This window comes from Gluconobacter sp. P1C6_b, from assembly GCF_018811945.1.
GTDB lineage: Bacteria > Pseudomonadota > Alphaproteobacteria > Acetobacterales > Acetobacteraceae > Gluconobacter.
Genome location: NZ_JACRVU010000001.1, coordinates 157497 through 178522, shown reverse-complemented (window position 1 = coordinate 178522; position 21026 = coordinate 157497). Strand labels below are relative to the sequence as shown.

The window sequence follows — 21026 nt, the reverse complement described above, 5'->3', positions numbered from 1 at the left end:
TTTGTGGCTTTACCGGAAGAAAAGCTGCTTCGTGGCGTAGGACAGCCAGATCTCGTGATGGGCGAACCAGTCCGAGCCCAGCAGCATGTCTGCCTGATCGTGAACCGGGGCGACTGTCAGGACCGGTCGTGTCCAGACGGTACCGCCCAGTTCCAGGCGCCCGAAATGGTGCCAGTGGTACTCGCGCTCCTTCATGTCCACGCCCGCGGTCAGGCCACCCGGGTCGAGCGCGAGCTGGTCGTCAGTCAGGCCCAGGCGATGAGCGAAATCCGTACTCACGATATGTGAGCGCGCACCGCTGTCCAGAAGGGCCGTGCCCCCTAGGCCGTCCAGCGTGAAAGCCACGCTCAGGCGTCCGGATTGCCGGTGTACGGGCGTGGTCGTCCAGTGCCCGGTCCAGGCAGGGGGCTGCTGACACAGACGGGAGCCCAGACGGATGGTCCATAAAGTCAGGCGCTGGTGTGGGACATCGAATTCCAGATCGTAATCCGCCAGAACATCCGCCCCGAGCAGACCCAGAACGGGGGGCGTGATCATCGGCGAACCCGGGAGCATCCCGACGGCCATCGTCCCGGGGCCAAGGGGAAGCTCCGCCGCAGGATGCGTACCAAGCCGGAGATCCTGAATCCGGACGTTCGGTACCAGGCGCGGACTACCATTGGGGCCCTGCATCATCGTCCGGTGTTCGGGATCGGTCGGCAGGCGCAGGGCGGAAACGCCGGCCGGCGTCATGAGGCTTCCTTCCGAGCCCGTATCCACGATCATCGAGGCCGCTCGGCCGTTCACCGTGACGGACACGCTCAGATACCCCCCGTCATCGCGAAGTGGCAGTACGACGGCGCGGCTCATCTCGCAGACGGGGGCGGCATGAACCGCTGTCGCGCACAGCGCCATGCCCAGGATCAGGGCGGCTGGCAGAAGGTGCCTCATGACTCCTGACCCGCCCGGGGATGGGCTTTGCGCCAGACATCCAGCAGGTGTTTCTCGTCCGCCAGCGTATAGGCCTGCGTCGTGGAGAGGCTGGCATGGCCCATCAGTTCCTGAATGGTGCGCAGGTCGGCCCCGCCTTCCATTAGATGGGTCGCGAAGGAATGGCGCAGGGCATGGGGCGTTGCGGAATCTGGCAGGCCTTCGCCCTTGCGCCAGGTCCGCATGGCGCGCTGGGCCACGCCGGGATTAAGCCGTCCGCCGCGTACCCCGCAGAACAGTGGCGCATCGGGAGTGGGGGACGGATGGGCTGCTTTCCAGCTCTCCAGGGCCTCGATCACTGCCGGAAGCAGGGGCACGAGCCGTTCCTTGCCACCCTTGCCGACCACCCGGAGCATGTTGTGCCCCGCATTGTTCAGATCGCGGATATTGAGCGACAGCGCCTCGCCAATCCGCAGTCCGGTGCCATAAAGCAGCGTGAACAGCGCGCGGTCCCGCAACGCGGCCAGACTGGTTTCGGCATCGTCGGAAATACCTTCTGCCGCCGCGCGGGCGGCGTCTTCCCCGAGAGGACGCGGCAGGCGCTTTTTGGTGCGTGGCGTGGCGAGCAGGGAGGGCGCGGGATTGGAGAGGTCATGCCGCAGGCCCAGATACCGGAAGAACGACCGCAATGCGGAGACATGCCGCGCCCGCGAGCGTGCCCGCGAATCGGCGCTGGTTGTGCGGCGGGTTGGCTGTTCGCTGCGGGCCGTTTCATGGGCGAGCCAGGCGCGCAGGTCCGCGAGTGAGAGTTTTCCCAGGTCCGCCAATGTCACCTCGGCGCCCAGATGCTGCTGAAAAAACGTCAACGCCAGCAGGATATCGTGCCGGTAGGCTTCGACCGTACGTGGGCTCGAACGCCTTTCATGTGTCAGCCATTCGGTCCAGTCCCGCAGGGCATCGAGCGCCATTACTGTGGCCGTCATGGCATTTCGGAGCGTGGGAGGTTAGATACGGTCATGGCATCCAACAGCCTATCCAAGCCTGCCCCGTGGCGAAAGCCATCTTCCGCCGGAACGCGCGTTTCGGTGCTCGTGCCGCTGCCTTTTCCGGGGCCGCTCGATTACCTCGCCCCTATGCCGCTTGAGCCCGGAGAACTCGTCACGGTCCCGCTGGGCCGACGCGAAACCGTGGGTTGTGTCTGGGAAACCGATCGCACCCTGCCTGCCGATTTTGCCTTGCCGGTCGGCCGTGAAGTTCCGCTTGCGCGTCTGCGTCCCGTGGCGGGAAAGCTGGATGTTCGGCCTCTTCCTCAGAGCCTGCGCCGCTTCATCGACTGGGTTGCCGCCTATACGCTGACCCCGCCGGGTCTGGTGCTGGCGATGGCGACGCGTATCCATCTGAAGGATGCGCCCAGACCCGCTCTGGGCTGGGTACGGACGGAAATGCCGGAAGGCGATCTGCGCATCACGCCGGCCCGTCGGTCCGTCCTCAATTTTGCTTCGTCCACACCCATGACGACTGCCGAACTGGGTTCCCGAAGTGGGGCAAGTGCCGCCGTGATCCGTGGTCTGGCCACTGCTGGTCTGCTGCGCGAAGCCGTTATCGCCGTGGCGGTCCCATTCGCAACGCCGGACCCGAGCCATGGTGCACCGAAGCTCTCCGAAGAACAGGCTGAGGTCGCGCAGGAACTCTGCGGGCCCGTCGAGGCCGGGCGGTTTCAGGTCACGCTGCTGGAAGGCGTGACCGGATCGGGCAAGACGGAGGTCTATTTCGAGGCTGTGGCGGCCTGTCTGGCCAAAGGCAAGCAGGTTCTGGTCCTGCTGCCGGAAATCGCGCTTTCCGCCCAGTGGACGGACCGTTTCATCCGGCGTTTCGGGGCCGAACCGGCTGTCTGGCATTCCGATCTCGGGGCCAAACGGCGGCGCGAGACATGGCGTGCGGTGGCGGAAGGCAGCGCTCGTGTTGTAGTCGGTGCCCGCTCGGCTCTGTTTCTGCCGTTTTCCGATCTGGGCCTCGTCGTGGTGGACGAGGAGCATGAAAGCGCCTTCAAGCAGGAAGAGGGCGTCATGTATCATGGCCGGGACATGGCGGTTGTCCGCGCCCGTCTGGCGGATGCGCCGGCCATTCTCGTTTCCGCCACGCCATCGCTCGAAACGCTCGCGAATGTGGAGAGCGGTCGTTACCGGCATGAACTTCTGACCGCGCGGCATGGGGGGGCGACCCTGCCGGATGTTTCACTCGTGGATATGCGGGCCGATCCACCGGAACGCGGCCTGTTTCTGTCGCCCAAGCTCTGCACCGCCATCGACGAGACGCTGGAGAAGGGGGAGCAGGCCATGCTGTTCCTCAACCGGCGCGGCTATGCGCCGCTGACGCTCTGCCGGGCGTGCGGGCACCGGATGCAGTGTCCGAACTGCTCGGCTTGGCTGGTGGAGCATCGGGCTCGGGGCATTCTGACGTGCCATCACTGCGGCCATACTGAGCGCATTCCGAAGGATTGCCCGGAATGTCACGCGGAGAACTCCCTCGTGCCCATCGGGCCGGGGATCGAACGCATTACGGAAGAGGCGAAGCTACGGTTCCCGGACGCGAAACTGCTGGTGATGTCGTCTGATACGCTCGGTTCTCCGGCGGCCACGGCGGAAGCGGTCCGGAAAATTTCCGATGGTGAGGTCAACCTCATCATCGGCACGCAGATCGTTGCCAAGGGCTGGCATTTCCCCAAGCTGACGCTCGTGGGTGTGGTCGATGCCGATCTGGGGCTGGGCGGTGGGGATCTGCGTGCGGCGGAGCGGACGGTGCAGCTTCTGCATCAGGTGGCGGGCCGTGCGGGGCGGGCTGAGCATCGCGGGCGCGTGCTGCTTCAGAGCTATGTGGGGGAGCATCCCGTCATGACAGCGCTGGTTTCCAACGATTTCCAGACCTTCATGGAGCAGGAATCCGAACAGAGACGCCCATCCTTCTGGCCGCCTTATGGACGGCTGGCCGCCCTGATCGTGAGCGCACCAAGTGCAGAAGCGGCAGATGCGCTGGCGAGAGAGATTGCACTTTCCGCACCGGAGCGGGAAGGGGTGCAGGTCTTGGGACCGGCTCCGGCGCCGCTCGCCGTCCTGCGCGGACGGCATCGCAGGCGGTTACTCTTGCGGACGATGCGCGGCATCGCCGTACAGCCGATCCTGCGTCAGTGGCTTGGGGATATCAAACCTACCGGGGGAGCAAAGGTCGATATCGATATCGACCCCATTTCCTTCCTTTAGGGCGGAAAAATCAGCCCTTGCGCTTGCGAAAGAACTCGACCGTGGCGGTGACGACTGCGATGACGGCAAGAATCTGCTGGAAATACGGGCGGAAGCGCTTGGGCCCGAAGGTTGCCATGGCCGTCATGCCAGCAAGGCCGATTTCGCGGGCGCGCGTAGCCTTCTGACAGCAGGTCTTCATCTTGGAGCAGCAGCTCTTCTTGGCTTCGGCCTGGGGGATGGCGGTTGCGTGGGCGGGGGACTGCTTTGTCATATAAAATCTCCTGAAAAAAGGAATCAGGGGATGAACACCCGGCAATACAAGGGGTTGCCAGAGCAACAGGTGGTCGACACCGCCAGAAGCGTCAGTCCTGCTGGCCGTCCCGGGCCTGTTCCAGCGTTTTGAGCTGTTTGTCGGAATCGGGGGATTTCGGATTCAGCAGCAGCATCTGATGGAAGGCCTTGAGAGCAGCCTCGGGCTCATGCCGCTCATGTTCCGCTTCCGCAAGCATGCCCCAGGCCGTCGGATCGCCGGGATCTGCCTGAAGCTGGACGCCCAGATCGGCGATGGCCCCGTTGCTGTCGCCCGCAGCCAGCCGGATGGCGGCGCGCTGACGGTAAAGCACGGACTGGTCAGGCTGGATCGTGATCGCGGCCGTCAGATCGTCCTGCGCCTGCTGGAAATCATGTTTCTCCAGCGCATCATGCGAATCGCTGATGAGCATCTGCACGCTGCCGGTCAGGGCGCGGCTGCGGAGGGCTTCGGCACGTTCGGAGATTTCGCCAGCCTGCTTTTCGTTCCCCGCCATGGCGAGAGCCTTTTCCGCATCCACAAGGCGGTCATGGAGCGTTTTGCGTGGCGGATGGGGCGATGAAGCAGGAGGCGTGGCCTTTGCGGTTCCCGCCTGGGAGCCGGGAAGGGCAGGCTGTGCAGCAGAAGGCGCTGCGGGGCCGGACGCGGCAGGATCTGCGGCGCGTGCAGCCTGAACTGGCAGAAAAGTCAGGGCCGGGCTACAAAGCAGAACGGCGCCAGCCATCAGCCAGCGCCGTCCATCCGTCATCCGGCAGACCAAGGGGTTCAGCCCTGGCGAGCCTTCATGCGCGGGTTCTTCTTGTTGATGATGTAAACGCGGCCGCGGCGGCGGACAACGCGGCAGTCCTTGTCGCGGACCTTGGCGGACTTCAGGCTGTTGCGGATCTTCATGGTGACAGGCTCTCGACGGGTAAGGCCCTTGCGGACCGGACAGCGGGCCGGAACGCCCGCGAAAGAATGGCCCCGATTACCTATCCCGCCCTGCAGAGTCAAGCTGGCAAGCCATGCAGGCGGCGGAATTCCTCGCTGCGGCCTGTTTGCAACAACCTGCAACAGCCTCGTTCAGGGTCTTTGTCCGGTCCGGATTTTCTCCTAACGTAAGAGTCATGATCAAGCGCCATTCCCGTCCCGCCCTGCTGCTGGCTCTTCTTCCTCTCGCTGTCGCCCTCGCCAGCCCTGTCGCGGCCCGGGCCGATGATGGCGAGGCCAAGACCAATGACGACGATCCCACGATTAACCAGCAGGGTTTTGCCATCAACAAGATCCTCCGGGTGCTGCAGACCAATCCGGACGCGGCGGGCGACTCCTGCATCAACGCGCTCAAGGAGATGCACCAGGCGCAGACGGCGCTGAGCAAGGAAGAAGGCATCGATCCCGAACACAATCAGGATATTGGCGTCGCGCGTGACGTTCTTTCCTCGGAAATGGAGGATGTCACGAATATGTGTGGTGCTGATGCCCGAACCTATTGCCGCACGGCCACAGCCCATCCGGATCCCAAGCTGACTGCGGCCTGCAACGCTCTCCCGCCCGAGGAAGACTAGTCTCCCGGACGGCGCAGATGCGAAAACGCCGTCTGTCAAAACATGTCCAGAGGATTCGAGGACTAACTTTTCCGGGCAAGCGCTCCTAAGGTTGGAAGTCTGATTCTGGTAATGAGGGCCGTGGGACTGTTTCTGATGAAGTCTGTGCCGGGTAAGGGGTATCGCTCTTGACCGCGGCACTACAGTCAGTTCTTCGCCCGGGGTGGCTCCAGTTCAGTCTCAGGACCTGGTTTGCACTTGTCCTGGCGCTTGGAACGGCCTTCTGGTCGCAGCTTGACTCTCCGGCCAGTGCGGGCGTGACAGTCATGATCCTGGCGCAGCCTTTGCGCGGTCAGGCGTTGTCCAAGGCGTTCTACCGCCTGGCCGGCACCGTGCTGGGCGTCAGCGTCTCCATCATTCTTGTTGCGATGTTCAATGAGGAGCGCGCCCTGTCTCTGGGTGGCGCGGCTCTCTGGATCTCGGCCTGTGCGTTCGTAGGGTCGCTGGAGCGCGATTTCCGGTCCTATGGGGCGCTTCTGGCAGGCTATACGGTCGCGCTGGTGGCCATCCCCACGATGGATGATCCGCAGAACATCTACCCTGTCAGCATCGCGCGTGCCTCTGACATCGCCATCGGCGTCGCGTCCATCGCCGTGGTGAACATCCTCTCCGGCTCTCCCGAAGCCTGGCGCAGACTGTCCACGGCCATGGAGACGCTGTCCCATCGCGTGCGGCAGACCGGCAAGTCCGCCATCATGGGCGAACCGATTGCAACGCCGGAAGAGATGATCGGGCTGAGCGGCGAGATTCTCGCGCTCATGACCCAGATTTCCTATGCGCGGACCGAAGTCGAACGCGGACGCCTGCGGATGGCGGGAGCGCGGCTGGGCATCATCGGCATGCTGACGGTTCTGACCACCAGCCGTGCGATCGCATGGCTTCTGGAAACCGGCGGCATTTCCGACATTCTGGTCCGTCACGTCCGGGCCTGGCACGAGCGCTCCGAGGACGGCACAACACGTCTTGAAACGATGGACACGATTCTGGACGGCATCCGCAAGGAAGACCCCGATTTCGTCCCTTCGGCGCGGGAAGCCTGGTTTTTCGAGCGCTGCTCGACGCTGCTCAGTAACCGTCTGCACATTCGAACCGGTATGAACACGCTTCTGCGCGCCACCCCGGCGGGCGATGCGCTCAAGCTGGCCCATCTCGAGAGCAATCCGGACTATGTGACGGCGTTCATCAACGCGATGCGCGTTCTGCTGGGCTTCAGCGTCGCGGCGGCGCTCTGCCTTGCATCCAGCATCCCGGCCTCTGTCACTGCCCTGTCCCAGACGGCGCTGGTTCTGACGCTGGCGTCCACGGCCATCGATACGGCGCAGTTCGGCAAGGGCGCGATCATTGGCATGCCTGCGGGCATTCTCGTGGCAGCGTGGCTGGATTTCATGATTCTGCCCCATGTTGAAAGCATGCTGGGTCTGGCGTTGGTGCTTTTGCCGCAGACTGTCATTTCCTGCCTGTTGCTGATGAATCCGAAAACGAGCGCCATCGGCTTCAATTACGGCGTGTTCTTTCTGGTGTTCATCGGGCTCGGCAATCACCACAATTACGACCCCCTGGCCTTCATCACCCGCAATACCTTCTATGCGATGGCGGCTGTACTCTCCTTCGTGCTGCTGGTCCTGCTCTGGCCTCCCACGGCGCGGCGGCACCGGTTCCGGCTGGCGGTTTCTATCGCCTATGATCTGGAGACGCAGCTTGCCGGGCATGGCGAGCGGATGGGGCCGCCGCTTCTCAGCCGGAAATACGAACGTCTGAGCCAGTTCCTGATGTGGACGGACCGGATGCACGATCCCGGTCTGCGCTCCCGGCGTGTCTTCAACCGCTTCGTCGCTCTGGAGGACTTTTCCAGTACGATCGCCCGCGTCCGGCACTATCTGGATCAGGCGGGGCATCTCCATGGCCTCAGGCCCATGGTCCGTCATGTCCGCCGCCTGCTGGCTCATGACCGGCTCGGCCTTCTGGAAGCCGAAATTCCCGAACTTCAGGCCATGTTCTTCGAGCGCCTGTCCGACGGTATCCGCGAAGAGCAGTCCATGATCATCAACTGTATCGGTGGTCTTGAAGCAGTGCGGACCATGGTGCGCCTGAACCGTTCCGCCGTGCATCATTATGGAATAGGACGCAAACGATGGTGATGACACAGGTTGTCGATCTCGATGGCGTGCTGGTTTCGGCGTTCGTCATCAATCTGGCGCTGGCGCTTCTGACGCTGGCCATCCTGCGCTGGATCATGGGCTGGTTCGATCTGTGGCGTTTCGTCTGGGATCCGCCACTGGCCCAGTTCGGTATCCTGATCTGCCTGATCGGTATCTACACACTGATCCTCTGACCCCTTTACCCCCGCTTCGAATTCCTTTTTCCGAAACCAAGGTGACCGTCCCGTGCTTGCCAGTGCCCATCGCCTGATCCGCTTGACCATCACGCTCTCCATTCTCGTGGTGGCGGCTCTCGTGGTCGTCATTCTGTGGGATTACTACACGGCCTCTCCCTGGACCCGGAACGGACAGGTGCGTGCACAGGTCGCCAACATTGCGCCCCGTGTGTCGGGACAGATCCTCGACGTGCGGGTGAAGGATAACCAGTTCGTCCACAAGGGGGACGTGCTCTATGTCATTGATCCGTTCGACTTCAAGGTGGCGCTCGATACCGCCAAAGCCCGTGTGGCCGAACGCAAGGCCGATCTGGAATTCCGCGTCGTTCAGGCCCAGTGGCGCAAGGCCATTCCCGGCACCGCCGTCTCCGTCGAGGAAAAGCGGCAGTACGAGGCCCTGTCCCAGCAGATGCAGGCCCAGTACGATGCGGCGCAGGCTGCCGAACGTCAGGCTGAGATCAATCTTGAACGAACGGAAGTCCGCAGTTCCATCGACGGCATCGTGACCAACCTCATCATGCGTCCCGGTGATTTCGCAACCGCTGGCGTGGTCAACATCCACATCATCGACACCAGTTCCTACTGGGTGGACGGCTATTTCGAGGAAACCAAGGTTCATGACCTCGACGAAGGTGATCTCGTCCGCATGGATCTGATGGGCTATCACGACCCGCTTTTCGGTCATGTCGAGAGCATCACCCGTGGTATCGCCAGTAATAATGCGCTGGTGAACAAGCAGGGCCTGCCGGAAGTGGACCCGGTCTATACTTGGGTGCGTCTGGCGCAGCGTATCCCGGTCCGCGTGAAGATTGACAAGATCCCCGATGACCTGACGCTCGCCGCAGGCATGACGGCCACCGTGACGGTCGTGTCGGAAGAAGGCAACCGCCGTCATCGCTCCACCCATGCCGCCTTCCAGCACTTTGGCGACGACATCCGCCACCTGTTCGGACACAGATAAGGATTTTGGAATAAAAGTTTTTGGTGAAGCTTTTTTCAAAAAGCTTCGAAGCTCTCCACCTTTTGGGAAAAAGGCGGAACCCAAAAACTCTTATTCACGGGTTCTGTTTCAGGCTCTGTTGATGGCCCAGATGGCGAAGGCCTGGACGAGCGCGACTTCTTCCAGCCTTTTAAAGCGGCCGGACGAGCCGCCGTGTCCGGCTTCCATGTTGATGCGGCACAGGAACGGGCCGCCGGACGTCACTTCCCGCAACTTTGCGATCCACTTCGCGGGCTCCCAGTAGGTCACGCGCGGATCGGATAGGCCACCCATTGCCAGAACCGGCGGATAGGTTTTGGCTTCGATGTTGTCATAGGGCGAATAACTGGCGATCAGGTCATAGGCGGCGGGATCTTCCAGCGGATTGCCCCATTCCGGCCATTCCGGCGGTGTCAGCGGCAGGGAGACGTCGGACATGGTGTTGAGCATGTCCACGAACGGCACCTGCGCGGCGATACCCGCGAACAGCTCTGGTGCCATGTTTGTGATTGCGCCCATCAGCAGACCACCGGCCGAGCCGCCCTGCGCGACGATGCGTCCGGCCGAACCATAGCCTTCCGAAACGAGATGCCGGGCGCAGGCGATGAAATCGATGAAGGTGTTGGGCTTTTTCGTCCCGCGCCCGTCCAGAAACCAGTTCCAGCCTTTTTCGGACCCGCCGCGGACATGGGCGATGGCATGGATCCAGCCCCGGTCCACCAAGCTGAACACGGTCGTGGAGAAATCGGCGTCCATGGCGATGCCGTAGGAGCCGTATCCGTACAGCAGCAGCGGCGCAGAACCATTCAGAGCCTGCCCTTTGCGCATCAGGACCGTAACGGGAACCTGCGCGCCGTCCGGAGATGTTGCAAACAGGCGGCGTGTCTCATAGCGGCTCGCATCATGGCCGGATGGGACTTCGCGGATCTTGCGCAGAACGCGCTCACCGCTTGCCATGTCGTAATCGTACCAGTGCGCCGGATTGGTCGGCGACTGGTAGATGTAGCGCAGGATAGGGGCATCGTATTCCAGCGTGCCCAGCATGGTCAGGTCATAGGCCGGTTCGTCCATGCCGATGGCTTTGGCCTGCGCGCGGATATCGCCTTCCGTGCCCTCGGGTACGACGAAAATATGGATGTTTCCGTCCCGCCGCTCGGCCCAGGCGAGATGCCCGCGTGAGGCGCTGGCCCCCAGCAGATAATGCCCTTCGCGATACGGCACGAACGGCGTCCAGTTCTCGCGTCCCGTGGCCGTGTCGGGCGTCTGCATGAACTGGAAGTCCACGGCCCCGCCCGCATTGGTCAGGATGATGAAGCGGTCGTTCCAGTGCGTCAGGGAATAGCGCTCGCCTCGCACCAGAGGGGCCGCCACGACCGGCAGGGCCGTCGGGTCGGAGGCGGGGATGAGCAGCGTCTCGTTCGTATCATGGTCGCCGCGCTCGATGAGGATCCATTTGCGGGATGCGCTGACGCCGATGCTCAGGAAGAATCCCGGATCGGTTTCGTCAAAAATCAGAACATCCTCGCCTCCCGTCAGCGGACGACGATAGATCTTGGACGGACGGCCATTGTCATCCCGGTAGATCCAGAACAGCCACTGGCTGTCGGGCGAAATGGCGAAGCTGCCCGTCGTGCTCGGCACTGGTGGAGCGCAGAGTTCGCCCGTCTCCAGATCTTCGACCTGAATGCGATAGACCTCGGAGCCCTGAATGTCCTCCGCATAGACGAAATAACGGTGATCGGGGGAATGGTCGGTCTGAGACAGTGCATAATAGTCGTGCTGCTTCGCCAGAGCATCGGCATCGAGCAGCACCTGCTCCTCGCCACCGCCGCGCGGGCGACGGACCCGCAGCGGGTGCTGCGCTCCGTCCTCGAAGCGGACATAATATTCCCACTTTCCGTCCGGGACCGGCACGGAAGACTCCGCCGGCGGGATGCGGCCGATCATTTCCTGAAGCAGCGTCTCGCGCAGCGGTTCCATGTCCGCCAGCACGGCCTCCGCATAGGTGTTCTCCGCTTTCAGATGCGTGGCGATGTCCTCGCGCAGAACGGACGGGTCCCGCAGGACCTGCTGCCAGTTCTCATCTTTCATCCAGGCATAGGAATCCGTGCGCGTCCGGCCAAGCTGCGTGGTGGTCAGCGGCTCACGGCGGGCGACGGGAGGAACGGGTGTGGCGGAGGGAGCATCGGGGGTCTGTGACATGGGGAAACTGTGACGCAGAAACTGCCGCCGTTCAATGCGCTCCTGTGGGGAAACAGACGTCTGTGATGCGTTCGGTAAAACGTGATGATCCAAAAGTTCCCGCATGGCGGCCATGAGGAAAAAGGACTGCTCCAAAGAAACCACGTTGGGTCTCGAGTGTTACTCAAGGCAACGGAGCATCCTTCACGATGTTCCAGACCGGATGATTTCTGTATCTCCTTCTCAGGGGCGCAGAGGACATCCTGTATATGGAAAGAAGAGTGCCATGATTTCGAACAAGTATTTCGCTGTTCTTGCTGCTGCTGGCCTGACCATTTCGGGTGCAGCTGTTGCCCAGACGGTACCGCCGATCCCGCAGAGCAGCCCCGTCCCGACGATCCCGGCCGGAACGCAGGCGACCCTGCCCTCCGCCAATCTTCAGGCCGTTGCCGGTGGTAAGAACATTCTGACCGCCGCATCGCCGGGCACGCTGGGCGCGGATGGTCTTCCGTCCATCGAAAACGCACAGGCCGGCAACGTTGCGGGGCTGAGCTACTACTGTGTGCAGCAGAAGCTGGTGCTCGGCACGTCGCCGATCGTGGCATCCCGCACGCTGGCAAAACGTCCGGACGTCCAGAACGACCAGTTCTATTCGCTCGGTGGCAAGGGTCTGCTCCAGACGGCTGGCGGCAATGTCTTCGACATCAGCACCCTGCCCAAGGACAAGCGCGTCACGACGTGTAACGACGTCATCAAGAAGGCTCAGTCCCTCGGCGACTCTGCCGTTGTCGGACACTGAGGCTTCATCGTCTCAACGAAAAACGCCCCGGCTGTCATGGCCGGGGCGTTTTTTTATGCCGTAAAGCGCTGCGGGTTTCAGGCCTTGAGCTGCTCCATGAGCTGGATGCCTTCGGGATTTCCCAGCACGGCGGCCTTTTCCTGACGTGAAAGGCGCTCCAGCGCGACCTGCAGGGATGGTGCCTCCCTCAGCTTGACCAGCCCGACAAGAAGATTGGCATCGATCGGACTGCCCGGCTTGCGGGGCGGGGGCAGGGCGCCTTCATGGGCTGCGAGAAGAGTGGCGTTCTGGCGGAGTGCGGCAAAAGCCTCTTCCGGCGGAGCGTTCGGCGCATGGGCCGCGCGTTCCCGTGCCGCGTCATTGGCCGCAGCGAGCTGAAGGATCGGCGGAGGTGCTGTTTCCTCTTCGATCAGCAGCAGCCCGGCCCGGCGCAGGCCCAGCCCGACATCCCGGCTCGCTGTCAGCGCGGCCAGCGGAATGGCAAGCACCAGTCCCAGCAACACCGGCGTCATCCACAGGAACAGCGCCTGCGAGACCGACCAGGCCGCGACCGCCAGAAGCAGCCCGAACACTGTGTAGATCCAGTAACCGTGCGCCACTTCCTTCAGCGAGACCCGGCCATCGTCACGGTTCTGGGCATTCCAGCCGGAATCCCGGCCCAGCAGGATCGAAATAACGCCGGAGGTCTGGATCAGCATGGCAATCGGCGCGATCAGGCCGCCGATCAGCGTCTCCAGCACGATGGAAACCGCCAGCCGGAAAATGCCGCCCGATCCACGCAGGGCCGCGCGGTCGAATATCATGGCGATGAATGCGAGAGCCTTCGGCGCCAGCAAAATCCCCATTGTTCCGATGAAGACGAGCTTCGCCTGGACCGGGTCGACGCGCGGCCAGTGCGGATAAAGCGTGGGTTTCGTGCCGAAATATTCGGGGTGATAGAAATGGGACTGAAGCGAGATCAGGATGCCGAACAGCAGGAACAGCAGCCAGAGCGGCGACATGATGTAGGAGCCGATACCGGTCAGCATGTGTACGCGGCTGACCCAGTGCAGGCCTTTCGTGCCAAGGATCTTGCTGTGCTGCAGATTGCCCTGACACCAGCGACGGTCGCGGATGGCGACATCCGTCAGGGACGGCGGGCTTTCCTCATAGGAACCGAACAGGCCCGGCACCATGTGAATGGCCCAGCCCCCGCGACGCATGAGCGCGGCTTCCACGAAGTCATGGCTCAGGATGTGACCACCGAATGGAGCACGGCCCTTCAAATGCGGCAGACCAGCCTGTTCCGCGAAAGCCTGCGTACGGATGACGGCGTTATGGCCCCAGTAATTGCCTTCCGAACCGTGCCACCAGGCAATGCCATGCGCGATCAGCGGCCCATAAACGCGGCCTGCGAACTGCTGCATCCGGGCAAAAAGTGTGCGGCCCCCCACGATAACCGGCAGGGTCTGGATCAGGCCCACACCGTCATGCTGCTCCATGGCCGCCGTGATGCGGACGATCAGGCTGCCATCCATGACGCTGTCTGCATCAAGCGTCAGCATCTGCTGATAGGCCGAGCCGAACCGCGTCACCCAGTCGCCCAGATTGCCGGCCTTGCGATCGACGTTCTTGTGACGGCGACGATAGAAGACCCGCTTTTCGCCATTCGTGGCTTTCCGGAACTCCAGAAAAGCCCGCTCTTCCTGCACCCAGACATCCGGATTGGTCGTATCGGACAGGATGAAAAAATCAAAAGCGTCGATCTGGCCCGTTGCCAGAATGCTGTCATGGATGGCGCGTAGACCGGCGAGAACCCGCGTGGGGTCCTCGTTATAGGTCGGCATCAAGACGGCGGTGCGGCTTTTCAGCTCCGGCAGCGGTCCCGTGCGATGGATGCCAAGCCCCAGTCCGCCCCGCCGGATCAGCGAGACGAAACCACCCAGGCAGGACGTGAAGGACAGGGCAATCCAGAACGCGAGAATGGCGAACAGGACCAGAATGATGACGCCCAGTGCCGAGACACCGAGCGAATTGAAGACCTGGTTGATCCTGTACATGCCGTAGCCCGTCAGCAGCAGCGCACCGCCAAAAACGAACAGGCGGCGCAGCCACAGGAAGGACGGCGTGGTCGGCAAGGTACGGAAAGATCTGCCGTGACGGTCCGGCTGCTGGTGGAGGTTCTGCGCCTTCATGGCCAGCGGCGCTTCCGGCGGCAGGAACGGGGCTGCGGCCGGCCCGGCGGAAGGGGAGAATTCGGTCACGGCGTCCAACGATACATCCATTTTTCTGAAATCGGACCCTGATCGCCGGCGAGCTGGGCCTGGAGTTCACACATTTTCGCATCCCCGGGCACGAACTCGAAGGTTGTGCGCCAGCCCTGGATTTCGGGGTTGGGCTCGACCACGACATTGCGGATCGTGCCGGGTGTGGCCTGCGAAATCAGATGGAAGTTCGTGCCCTGCGGCACGTTCTGAAACGGCGCGCCGGTAAAGTCGATCGCGAAGAACCGTGCATCGGCATGGTCGGTCACCCCACCGATCCGCGTTGCAGCAACCCGGGCCATCTGGGTCGGCCATGGCGTGTCCCAGCCCCAGTACATCCGGTAGATGTAGCTGTATTCCTGCCCGCCCTTCATGGGCTGCTTGGGACGCCAGAAGGAGACGATGTTGTCGTTCACCTCGTTGGGCGTCGGGATCTCCACGAGATCGACGGCACCATCGCCCCAGTTGCCGATGGGCTCGATCCACAGCGACGGACGCTTCTGGTAGTTGAGCGCCAGATCCTCGTAGTCGTGGAAGGACCTCTTGCGCTGCATCAGGCCGAAACCGTGCGGGCTGCTGTCGGCAAAGGCCGAGAACTGAAGGTCGGTCGGGTTGATGAGCGGCCGGTAAAGCTGCTGCCCCGCACCCGTCCAGATCTGAAGCGCCTCGCTGTCATGAGCGGCAGGGCGCCAGTCATCGACGTGATTGCGCTCGTTGGCGTCGAAATAGAACATGCCCGTGAGCGGTGCGATGCCGGATTCCGTGATGTCCTGACGCGGGAACAGCGAGGACTGGACGTCGAAGACGGTCGTATCGCCCGGACGGATGGTGAAGCGGAACGCGCCGGTTAGAGACGGGCTGTCGAGCAGCGCGTGAATGACGATGGATTCCACGCCCGGCTCCGGCTTTTCAAGCCAGAACTCGCGGAACAGGGCGAATTCCTCGCCCTTCGGATTGCCCGTGCCATCTGCGAACGCACGGGCGGACAGTCCGTAATTCTGGCCCTTGGCCACGGCGCGGAAATAGGATGCGCCGAGGAAGACGGCACATTCTTCCATGACGCCCGGCGTGTTGATCGCATAGCGCAGACGCAGGCCCGAGAAACCGAGATCATCCGTGACGCGCAGGACGGGGTTGGAATAGGTGAAGAGATCGGGATCGTAGGGAATGGGCGTGGACTGTCCGCCCGTGACCTCGTTCATGCCGATCCGCGGCTTGTACAGGAATCCACGCGGAAAGAACTCCACGTCGAACGCCAGATTCTGGTCGTGCCACAGGGCCTTTTCGGGATTGAAGGTAATGCTGCGGAACTGGTCGAAATCCATGTTCGCAATTGCAGCGGGCAGCGTCGGAGACGGCGGAGAATAGGGCTTTTTCGACAGGCGCTGCGCCAGAATCCGGACAGTGTCATTGTCAAAAGGCGCCGATTCCGGCGCGGAAGGCCCGGTCGGTGGAGAGGGCGTTGTGGCTGTGGACTGGGCATGGGCCATACGGGTAGCTGTTCCCAGAAGGGTCAGTCCGGCCCCAAGCTTGACCAGATCACGGCGCAGGATACTCATACTTTTCCCAATATCCCAGTTTCTGTCGGCGTCTCCGAAACGAAGACCGGTCTTTCAGCGATACGCTGGAAGACTTTCGTTGCGAAGAGCCCTTCTATGATGAGGATGCCATTTCACAAGGGCTGGCGCGGCCTTTTTATGGCATGCGCTCAGAATGACACATTATTGTGAAATCTGTTGCTGCAAGACATCAAGTAACGGAACATTGCCAGACAATCCGGCGACAGATGTTTCCGTTATTGCGTCGAGATGCGGAACCCGGAACAGGATCTGCGTTTTGCCAAAGCGCGAAATGTCCCGTTCATTGCCGGAATTCGGCGGTCCGACAGGCACCACGCCCGCCACGGGAATACCGCGCCGCCGCAGCGCTTCAAGGCTCAGAAGCGTGTGATTGATTGTCCCTAGTCCGCTGCGTGTGACCAGCACGACCGGCAGGCCAAGGCTTTCGATCAGGTCCACGATCATCATGTCTTCACGCACCGGCACCATCAGGCCGCCCGCGCCTTCCACAACCAGTGGCCCCTGCACCTGCGGGAGGACAAGCCGTCCCGGATTGACGGTCACGTTTTCCAGATCGCCCGCTGCGAGCGGGGCAAGCGGGGCCTGAAATGCATAGGCAGGGGGGATGATACGCGTAGGAGACAACCCGGCAAGGTCCCGGACGGTGGGCGTATCGCCTTCCTCATCCGCAAGACCGGTCTGAAGTGGCTTCCAGTAGGTGGCGTTCCAGGCGCGGCACAGAATGGCGCTGACCAGCGTCTTGCCGATCCCGGTATCCGTTCCCGTGACGAAAACCCCGCGTTGAAAATTCATGGCTCTGTCCTTTCCGTTTTCACGCCGGATTTTACGAATGACCCGATGCCGATCTGATAGGTCACGCTGGAACTCGTACGGTCAAAATGCCGCATGGCCCGGCGCAGGGCCGCAGTGCTGGCGGGGGAGCTATCGACGCGCGGAACCGATGCGCCGATCTGCCGCAGACCCCGCAGGAACATACGCGCGCTATCGACGGGATCATGCAGCGTCAGCACTTCCCATGTTCCTGCGCCACCGGGAGGCCATTCGGTTTGCACCGTCTGCGCGGATGGATAATCCGGCACCCCACAGGGCGCGCCTTCCGCCAGACAGGCCTGTTTCCATTCGTCCAGACTGTCCTGCAGCAGTGTCGTGACCATCAGCCGGCCCTGTGGTGCCAGCAGGTCGCAAAGCCGCCGCAAGCCGTCGCTCCGGTTCGAGAACCATTGCAGGCACAGGCTGGAGGCAATCAGATCGAACGGACCGGACGTATCCGGGTGTTCCGCGTCCATGACGTGAAAGCGGGTGGCCTCTCCCGAGAGTCGCTGACGTGCCCGCGCGATCATGCCGGGCGCCAGATCGGTGGCCAGCAGGCTGGCCTGCGGGAAATGGTTCGCCAGCTGCGCCGTCAGGAAACCGGTGCCGCAGCCAAACTCCAGAATGGACGTGGGTACATGATCCGCCGTCGCGGTCTGGATGCGGTCCATCAGCGCCGTAGCGCAGCGGCGCTGGATATGAGCGGCGGCGTCATAGTCCTCGGCGGCGTCAAATCGCGCGGCAATGCTGTTGCGGCGCAGAATGTCGTTGGGAGTATCAGCGCAGGTCATCGAGCCACCGCCGTATGAAATCTGCGCAGAGTCCGGGATGGGTGAGGGGCAGCAGATGCCCACCCTCAACCTGTTCGCCTGCTGTCGCAAAACCCGTCTTCGCCGCGCCGAACGGATCGTCGGTGCCCGTCATCCAGTGTAGCCGGTCTTTCCAGTCCGCAGCCTGCGAGCGATGGTCCAGAGTCTGAAGCGCGTCCAGTCCACGATCCAGTGCATCCACATCTGGCGTACCGGGAAGAGACGCATCCGTTCCACAAAGAGCGCGGAAATCATGCAGAACGGCAGCAGGATCACGTTTCAGGCGAGCCCGCATCCGGGTCAGAACTCGTTCAGGCGTCCCGTCCGGGAAATCTGGCGCGGCTGTGAAACGCGGAAAGCCGTTGAGAAAAACCAGCCCCTCACATCCCGGCAGCTCCTGTCCCAGCAGCGCTAGCGATCCGGCTGAATGTCCGACAGCCAGATAGGGCGTCTGCGGCAGGGCAGGGCGATGTTCCGAGCCAAAATACCCGCAATCCACGACCTGCGCGCTTACATCCGGCAGATGTGCCAGCATTGGCACCCAGAAGGAGGCGTCAAAGCCCCAGCCATGCACAAGATAAAGTGCCCGTGTCATGCGACGTCTCTTATCAGAGCGATGACGGCCTGCCCCAGACGGTCGATTTGCGCATCGCTCAGCCCGGCATGGAGCGCCAGACGCAGGCGCGCGGTTCCGGCTGGCACGGTCGGCGGGCGGATTGCGACTGTCAGGAAGCCCGCCTCTTCAAGCCCGGCGGCCACAGCCATGGCGCGTTCGGATTCCCCGATCAGGACAGGAACGATCTGTGTTGTGGAGTCTGCCGTGGACAGTCCAGCCCCATGCAGCATGGTCCGAAGCCGCTCGGCCTGCTCCAGCAGCACGGCGCGCTCGCCATCCAGACTCGGAACGACATCCAGTGCTGCGTCAATCGCGCCCAGAACCGCAGGGGGCAGGGCCGTGCTGTAAATAAAGCCCGACGCATGGTTCACCAGATAGTCGCAGAGCGGTTTCGAGCCCGCGATATACGCGCCCATCCCGCCCAGCGCCTTGCTGCATGTTCCCATCGTCAGATCGGCCATCCCGCAGGACAGGCCGCGACCCTGTGGTCCCAGAACACCGGTCGCATGGGCTTCGTCCACGTAAAGGAATGCTCCTGCCCGGTCCGCCAGCGCGCGGAGGGCCGGAATATCGGCACGGTCTCCGTCCATGGAGAACACGCTCTCCGTCACGATCATACGCAGGCCGGGTTTTTCGGCCTCACGGGCCAGCAGGCTTTCCAGATGGGACAGATCGTTGTGCCGGAACCGGATCTGCCGCACACCAGCCGCCGCGCAGCCATGATGCAGGCTGGCATGGTTCAGCCGGTCCGAAAATACCAGCATCGGTGCGCCCGTCCGGGCCACGGACAGGGCACACAAAGCCGGCATGACGGACGCATTGGCCTGCCAGCCCGAGGCAAACAGGATCGCGTCCTCGCAGCCCTTGAAGGCGGCCATTTTCGTCTCGACCTGCCGGTGCAGGTCCAGCGTGCCGCTGACCAATCGGGAGGCGCGCGCACCGGTGCCGAAGCGCAGCGCCCAGTCCGCCGCGCGTTCGCGCAGCAGCGGGTGATCCGCCAGCCCCAGATAATCGTTGGACGACACATCCAGCATCCGCCGCCCGTCGCGGACAATCATCCCGTCCTGCCGGACCACAGGGCGCAGGCTCCGGCGTGTTCCGACGGCCTCGCGGTCAGTCAGGGTGGCCGTGAAATGGCTGTCGAACAGGCTCATGCGCCCTCCCGCAGAACGTCCACGATGGCCGTCGTCAGGCATGTCAGTTCTTCGGGCGTGATTGTGAAGGCGGGCGTCAGATAGACGATGTTGCGGAACGGCCTGATCCAGACGCCACGCTCCACGAAGGCCCGGCGGAGCGCATCGGGATTGTCCAGCGTCTCAAGTTCCACCACGCCGATTGAGCCGAGAATGCGCACATCCCTGACGCCGGGCAGGGTGCGGCATGGCTCCAGGTCCCGCGCAAGCTGGGCCGAAATCGCCGCGACCTGCTCCAGTCGCGGCTCGGATTCGAACAGGTCCAGCGATGCATTGGCCACCGCGCAGGCCAGCGGATTGGCCATGAACGTCGGTCCATGCATCAGGGCGTGCCCAGCGCTGTCGGACAGGAACGCCTCGAAGACACCCCGCCGGGCCACAGTAGCGGCCAGTGCCATGGTTCCGCCCGTCAGGGCTTTGGAGAGCGCCACGATATCCGGCACGATCCCGGCCTGCTCGCAGGCGAACATCGTCCCGGTGCGTCCAAAGCCGGTGAAGATTTCATCGAGGATCAGCAGAATCCCGTGCCGGTCGCACAGTTCGCGCAGACGCCGCAGCACCTCGGGGTCATGGAACAGCATGCCCCCTGCGCCCTGAACCAGAGGCTCCGTGACCATCGCCGCGACGCTGTTGCCGCGTTCCGCCAGAAGGGCTTCAAGCCGCGCCAAGCTGTCCGCATCCACGGGCAGATCGGCCAGAACCTGTTCGGGCAGGACCCCCGCGAACAGGCTGTGCATGCCTTCCTCGGGGTCGCAGATGGACATCATGCCCAGCGTGTCCCCGTGATAGCCGCCGCGGAAAGACAGGATCTTCGTCCGGCCTATGGTGCCCCGGTTGATGTGGTACTGCAGCGCCATTTTGATCGCGACTTCCATCGCGACCGATCCGGAATCGGTGAAAAAGACCCGTTCCAGATCGCCCGGCAGTATGGTCGCCAGCCGTGCGGCCAGACGGATGGCGGGTTCATGCACCATCCCGCCGAACATCACATGCGGCATCCGTTCCGCCTGACGGACCAGCGCTTCATGAATATGCGGATGGCTGTAGCCGTGACACGCCGTCCACCAGGCTGCCACCCCGTCCACAAGCTCCCGGCCGTCCGCAAGCGTGATCCGGCTGCCGGACGTGCGTACGGCCTCGACGGGGAAGGGGGCGGTCTGCATCTGGGTGTAGGGCAGCCACAGATGTGGCAGGTCAGCGGCGGTCAGGGGAGGGGCGGAAGGAGCGTTGCGAGACATGATTTGCGTTTTCCCGCATGGCTGGGGGTGAGTCCATCCCCTGCCCCTTATGGAGCCTTGGGGAAGGGGCAGGATCGTTCCGCAGACGGCACGCCGTATCATAAAAAGGTCACGTTTTGTCAGGCAACGATGTGGCATCACCCCCGTTAGTGGAGCGTTCCTG

19 protein-coding genes are annotated in these 21026 nt (G+C 62.8%); 6 read left to right on the top strand and 13 right to left on the bottom strand.

The genetic code is table 11. The features are described 5' to 3' along the window. Positions 1 to 9 precede the first annotated feature (9 nt). Complete coding sequence (locus KP701_RS00790; protein ID WP_215745273.1) at positions 10 to 930, bottom strand: retroviral-like aspartic protease family protein; 921 nt, start codon at positions 928 to 930, stop codon at positions 10 to 12. Next, positions 927 to 1892: a tyrosine recombinase XerC gene (locus KP701_RS00785; RefSeq protein WP_215745272.1), complete on the bottom strand. Its 966-nt coding sequence runs from the start codon at positions 1890 to 1892 to the stop codon at positions 927 to 929. The genes KP701_RS00790 and KP701_RS00785 overlap by 4 nt, the downstream gene beginning before the upstream one ends. A gap of 33 nt (positions 1893 to 1925) precedes the next feature. Here KP701_RS00785 and KP701_RS00780 point away from each other — a divergent pair, with 33 nt between their 5' ends. After that, the gene (locus KP701_RS00780) at positions 1926 to 4166 is read left to right on the top strand and encodes a primosomal protein N' (protein ID WP_215745271.1); all 2241 of its coding nucleotides are present in this window, start codon (positions 1926 to 1928) and stop codon (positions 4164 to 4166) included. A 10-nt stretch (positions 4167 to 4176) separates the two neighbouring features. Here the strand turns inward: KP701_RS00780 and KP701_RS00775 are convergent, their stop codons facing one another. From KP701_RS00775 to ykgO, 3 genes are all read right to left on the bottom strand, one after another. Beyond that, positions 4177 to 4419, bottom strand: coding sequence for a hypothetical protein (locus KP701_RS00775; protein ID WP_194263932.1), 243 nt, complete (start codon positions 4417 to 4419; stop codon positions 4177 to 4179). A 91-nt stretch (positions 4420 to 4510) separates the two neighbouring features. Next, positions 4511 to 5206, bottom strand: coding sequence for a M48 family metallopeptidase (locus KP701_RS00770; RefSeq protein WP_252345307.1), 696 nt, complete (start codon positions 5204 to 5206; stop codon positions 4511 to 4513). 17 nt (positions 5207 to 5223) lie between these two features. Beyond that, positions 5224 to 5349 (bottom strand): type B 50S ribosomal protein L36, encoded by a 126-nt coding sequence (ykgO, locus tag KP701_RS00765; RefSeq protein WP_007281615.1) that lies wholly within the window; start codon positions 5347 to 5349, stop codon positions 5224 to 5226. A gap of 215 nt (positions 5350 to 5564) precedes the next feature. Between ykgO and KP701_RS00760 the strand changes: the two genes are divergently transcribed. From KP701_RS00760 to KP701_RS00745, 4 genes are all read left to right on the top strand, one after another. Then, a complete protein-coding gene (locus KP701_RS00760) occupies positions 5565 to 6002 on the top strand; it encodes a hypothetical protein (RefSeq protein ID WP_062449390.1) in 438 nt (145 codons plus the stop codon). Positions 6003 to 6169: 167 nt separating this feature from the next. Further along, positions 6170 to 8179 (top strand): FUSC family protein, encoded by a 2010-nt coding sequence (locus KP701_RS00755; protein WP_215745270.1) that lies wholly within the window; start codon positions 6170 to 6172, stop codon positions 8177 to 8179. Next, positions 8173 to 8373 carry a DUF1656 domain-containing protein gene (locus KP701_RS00750; protein ID WP_011252304.1) on the top strand — a complete coding sequence of 67 codons (201 nt, stop codon included), beginning with the start codon at positions 8173 to 8175 and terminating at the stop codon, positions 8371 to 8373. The genes KP701_RS00755 and KP701_RS00750 overlap by 7 nt, the downstream gene beginning before the upstream one ends. A gap of 52 nt (positions 8374 to 8425) precedes the next feature. Next, positions 8426 to 9376, top strand: coding sequence for an efflux RND transporter periplasmic adaptor subunit (locus KP701_RS00745; protein ID WP_215745269.1), 951 nt, complete (start codon positions 8426 to 8428; stop codon positions 9374 to 9376). Between the two features lie 108 nt (positions 9377 to 9484). Here the strand turns inward: KP701_RS00745 and KP701_RS00740 are convergent, their stop codons facing one another. Then, positions 9485 to 11596 (bottom strand): S9 family peptidase, encoded by a 2112-nt coding sequence (locus tag KP701_RS00740; protein ID WP_215745268.1) that lies wholly within the window; start codon positions 11594 to 11596, stop codon positions 9485 to 9487. A 265-nt stretch (positions 11597 to 11861) separates the two neighbouring features. On the opposite strand from KP701_RS00740, the gene KP701_RS00735 reads away from it, so the two are divergent. Beyond that, positions 11862 to 12374, top strand: coding sequence for a DUF2501 domain-containing protein (locus KP701_RS00735; RefSeq protein WP_215745267.1), 513 nt, complete (start codon positions 11862 to 11864; stop codon positions 12372 to 12374). Positions 12375 to 12451: 77 nt separating this feature from the next. Here KP701_RS00735 and mdoH read toward each other — a convergent pair whose 3' ends face one another. From mdoH to KP701_RS00700, 7 genes are all read right to left on the bottom strand, one after another. Next, positions 12452 to 14638 (bottom strand): glucans biosynthesis glucosyltransferase MdoH, encoded by a 2187-nt coding sequence (gene mdoH, locus KP701_RS00730; RefSeq protein WP_215745266.1) that lies wholly within the window; start codon positions 14636 to 14638, stop codon positions 12452 to 12454. Next, positions 14614 to 16176 (bottom strand): glucan biosynthesis protein, encoded by a 1563-nt coding sequence (locus KP701_RS00725; RefSeq protein ID WP_215745265.1) that lies wholly within the window; start codon positions 16174 to 16176, stop codon positions 14614 to 14616. The genes mdoH and KP701_RS00725 overlap by 25 nt, the downstream gene beginning before the upstream one ends. 162 nt (positions 16177 to 16338) lie before the next feature. Continuing rightward, positions 16339 to 16989: a dethiobiotin synthase gene (gene bioD / locus KP701_RS00720; RefSeq protein WP_215745264.1), complete on the bottom strand. Its 651-nt coding sequence runs from the start codon at positions 16987 to 16989 to the stop codon at positions 16339 to 16341. Next, positions 16986 to 17798, bottom strand: a complete 813-nt coding sequence (locus KP701_RS00715; RefSeq protein ID WP_215745263.1) for a methyltransferase domain-containing protein — start codon at positions 17796 to 17798, stop codon at positions 16986 to 16988. Before KP701_RS00715 ends, bioD begins: the two co-directional genes overlap by 4 nt. Beyond that, positions 17785 to 18411 carry a biotin synthase gene (locus tag KP701_RS00710; protein WP_215745262.1) on the bottom strand — a complete coding sequence of 209 codons (627 nt, stop codon included), beginning with the start codon at positions 18409 to 18411 and terminating at the stop codon, positions 17785 to 17787. Before KP701_RS00710 ends, KP701_RS00715 begins: the two co-directional genes overlap by 14 nt. Next, positions 18408 to 19586: an 8-amino-7-oxononanoate synthase gene (locus KP701_RS00705; protein WP_215745261.1), complete on the bottom strand. Its 1179-nt coding sequence runs from the start codon at positions 19584 to 19586 to the stop codon at positions 18408 to 18410. The genes KP701_RS00710 and KP701_RS00705 overlap by 4 nt, the downstream gene beginning before the upstream one ends. Beyond that, positions 19583 to 20863, bottom strand: a complete 1281-nt coding sequence (locus KP701_RS00700) for an adenosylmethionine--8-amino-7-oxononanoate transaminase (RefSeq protein ID WP_215745260.1) — start codon at positions 20861 to 20863, stop codon at positions 19583 to 19585. Before KP701_RS00700 ends, KP701_RS00705 begins: the two co-directional genes overlap by 4 nt. Between the last annotated feature and the right edge of the window lie 163 nt (positions 20864 to 21026).

What these genes read in the sequence shown, in the direction of transcription:
- KP701_RS00780 (WP_215745271.1), top strand. Translation starts at nt 1,926, where the DNA reads ATGGCATCCAACAGCCTATCCAAGCCTGCCCCGTGGCGAAAGCCATCT.
- KP701_RS00725 (WP_215745265.1), bottom strand. Translation starts at nt 16,176, where the DNA reads ATGAGTATCCTGCGCCGTGATCTGGTCAAGCTTGGGGCCGGACTGACC.
- bioD (WP_215745264.1), bottom strand. Translation starts at nt 16,989, where the DNA reads ATGAATTTTCAACGCGGGGTTTTCGTCACGGGAACGGATACCGGGATC.
- KP701_RS00760 (WP_062449390.1), top strand. Translation starts at nt 5,565, where the DNA reads ATGATCAAGCGCCATTCCCGTCCCGCCCTGCTGCTGGCTCTTCTTCCT.
- KP701_RS00700 (WP_215745260.1), bottom strand. Translation starts at nt 20,863, where the DNA reads ATGTCTCGCAACGCTCCTTCCGCCCCTCCCCTGACCGCCGCTGACCTG.
- KP701_RS00740 (WP_215745268.1), bottom strand. Translation starts at nt 11,596, where the DNA reads ATGTCACAGACCCCCGATGCTCCCTCCGCCACACCCGTTCCTCCCGTC.
- KP701_RS00705 (WP_215745261.1), bottom strand. Translation starts at nt 19,586, where the DNA reads ATGAGCCTGTTCGACAGCCATTTCACGGCCACCCTGACTGACCGCGAG.
- KP701_RS00785 (WP_215745272.1), bottom strand. Translation starts at nt 1,892, where the DNA reads ATGACGGCCACAGTAATGGCGCTCGATGCCCTGCGGGACTGGACCGAA.
- KP701_RS00710 (WP_215745262.1), bottom strand. Translation starts at nt 18,411, where the DNA reads ATGACACGGGCACTTTATCTTGTGCATGGCTGGGGCTTTGACGCCTCC.
- KP701_RS00735 (WP_215745267.1), top strand. Translation starts at nt 11,862, where the DNA reads ATGATTTCGAACAAGTATTTCGCTGTTCTTGCTGCTGCTGGCCTGACC.
- KP701_RS00790 (WP_215745273.1), bottom strand. Translation starts at nt 930, where the DNA reads ATGAGGCACCTTCTGCCAGCCGCCCTGATCCTGGGCATGGCGCTGTGC.
- KP701_RS00770 (WP_252345307.1), bottom strand. Translation starts at nt 5,206, where the DNA reads ATGACGGATGGACGGCGCTGGCTGATGGCTGGCGCCGTTCTGCTTTGT.
- KP701_RS00750 (WP_011252304.1), top strand. Translation starts at nt 8,173, where the DNA reads ATGGTGATGACACAGGTTGTCGATCTCGATGGCGTGCTGGTTTCGGCG.
- KP701_RS00715 (WP_215745263.1), bottom strand. Translation starts at nt 17,798, where the DNA reads ATGACCTGCGCTGATACTCCCAACGACATTCTGCGCCGCAACAGCATT.
- KP701_RS00775 (WP_194263932.1), bottom strand. Translation starts at nt 4,419, where the DNA reads ATGACAAAGCAGTCCCCCGCCCACGCAACCGCCATCCCCCAGGCCGAA.
- mdoH (WP_215745266.1), bottom strand. Translation starts at nt 14,638, where the DNA reads ATGGATGTATCGTTGGACGCCGTGACCGAATTCTCCCCTTCCGCCGGG.
- ykgO (WP_007281615.1), bottom strand. Translation starts at nt 5,349, where the DNA reads ATGAAGATCCGCAACAGCCTGAAGTCCGCCAAGGTCCGCGACAAGGAC.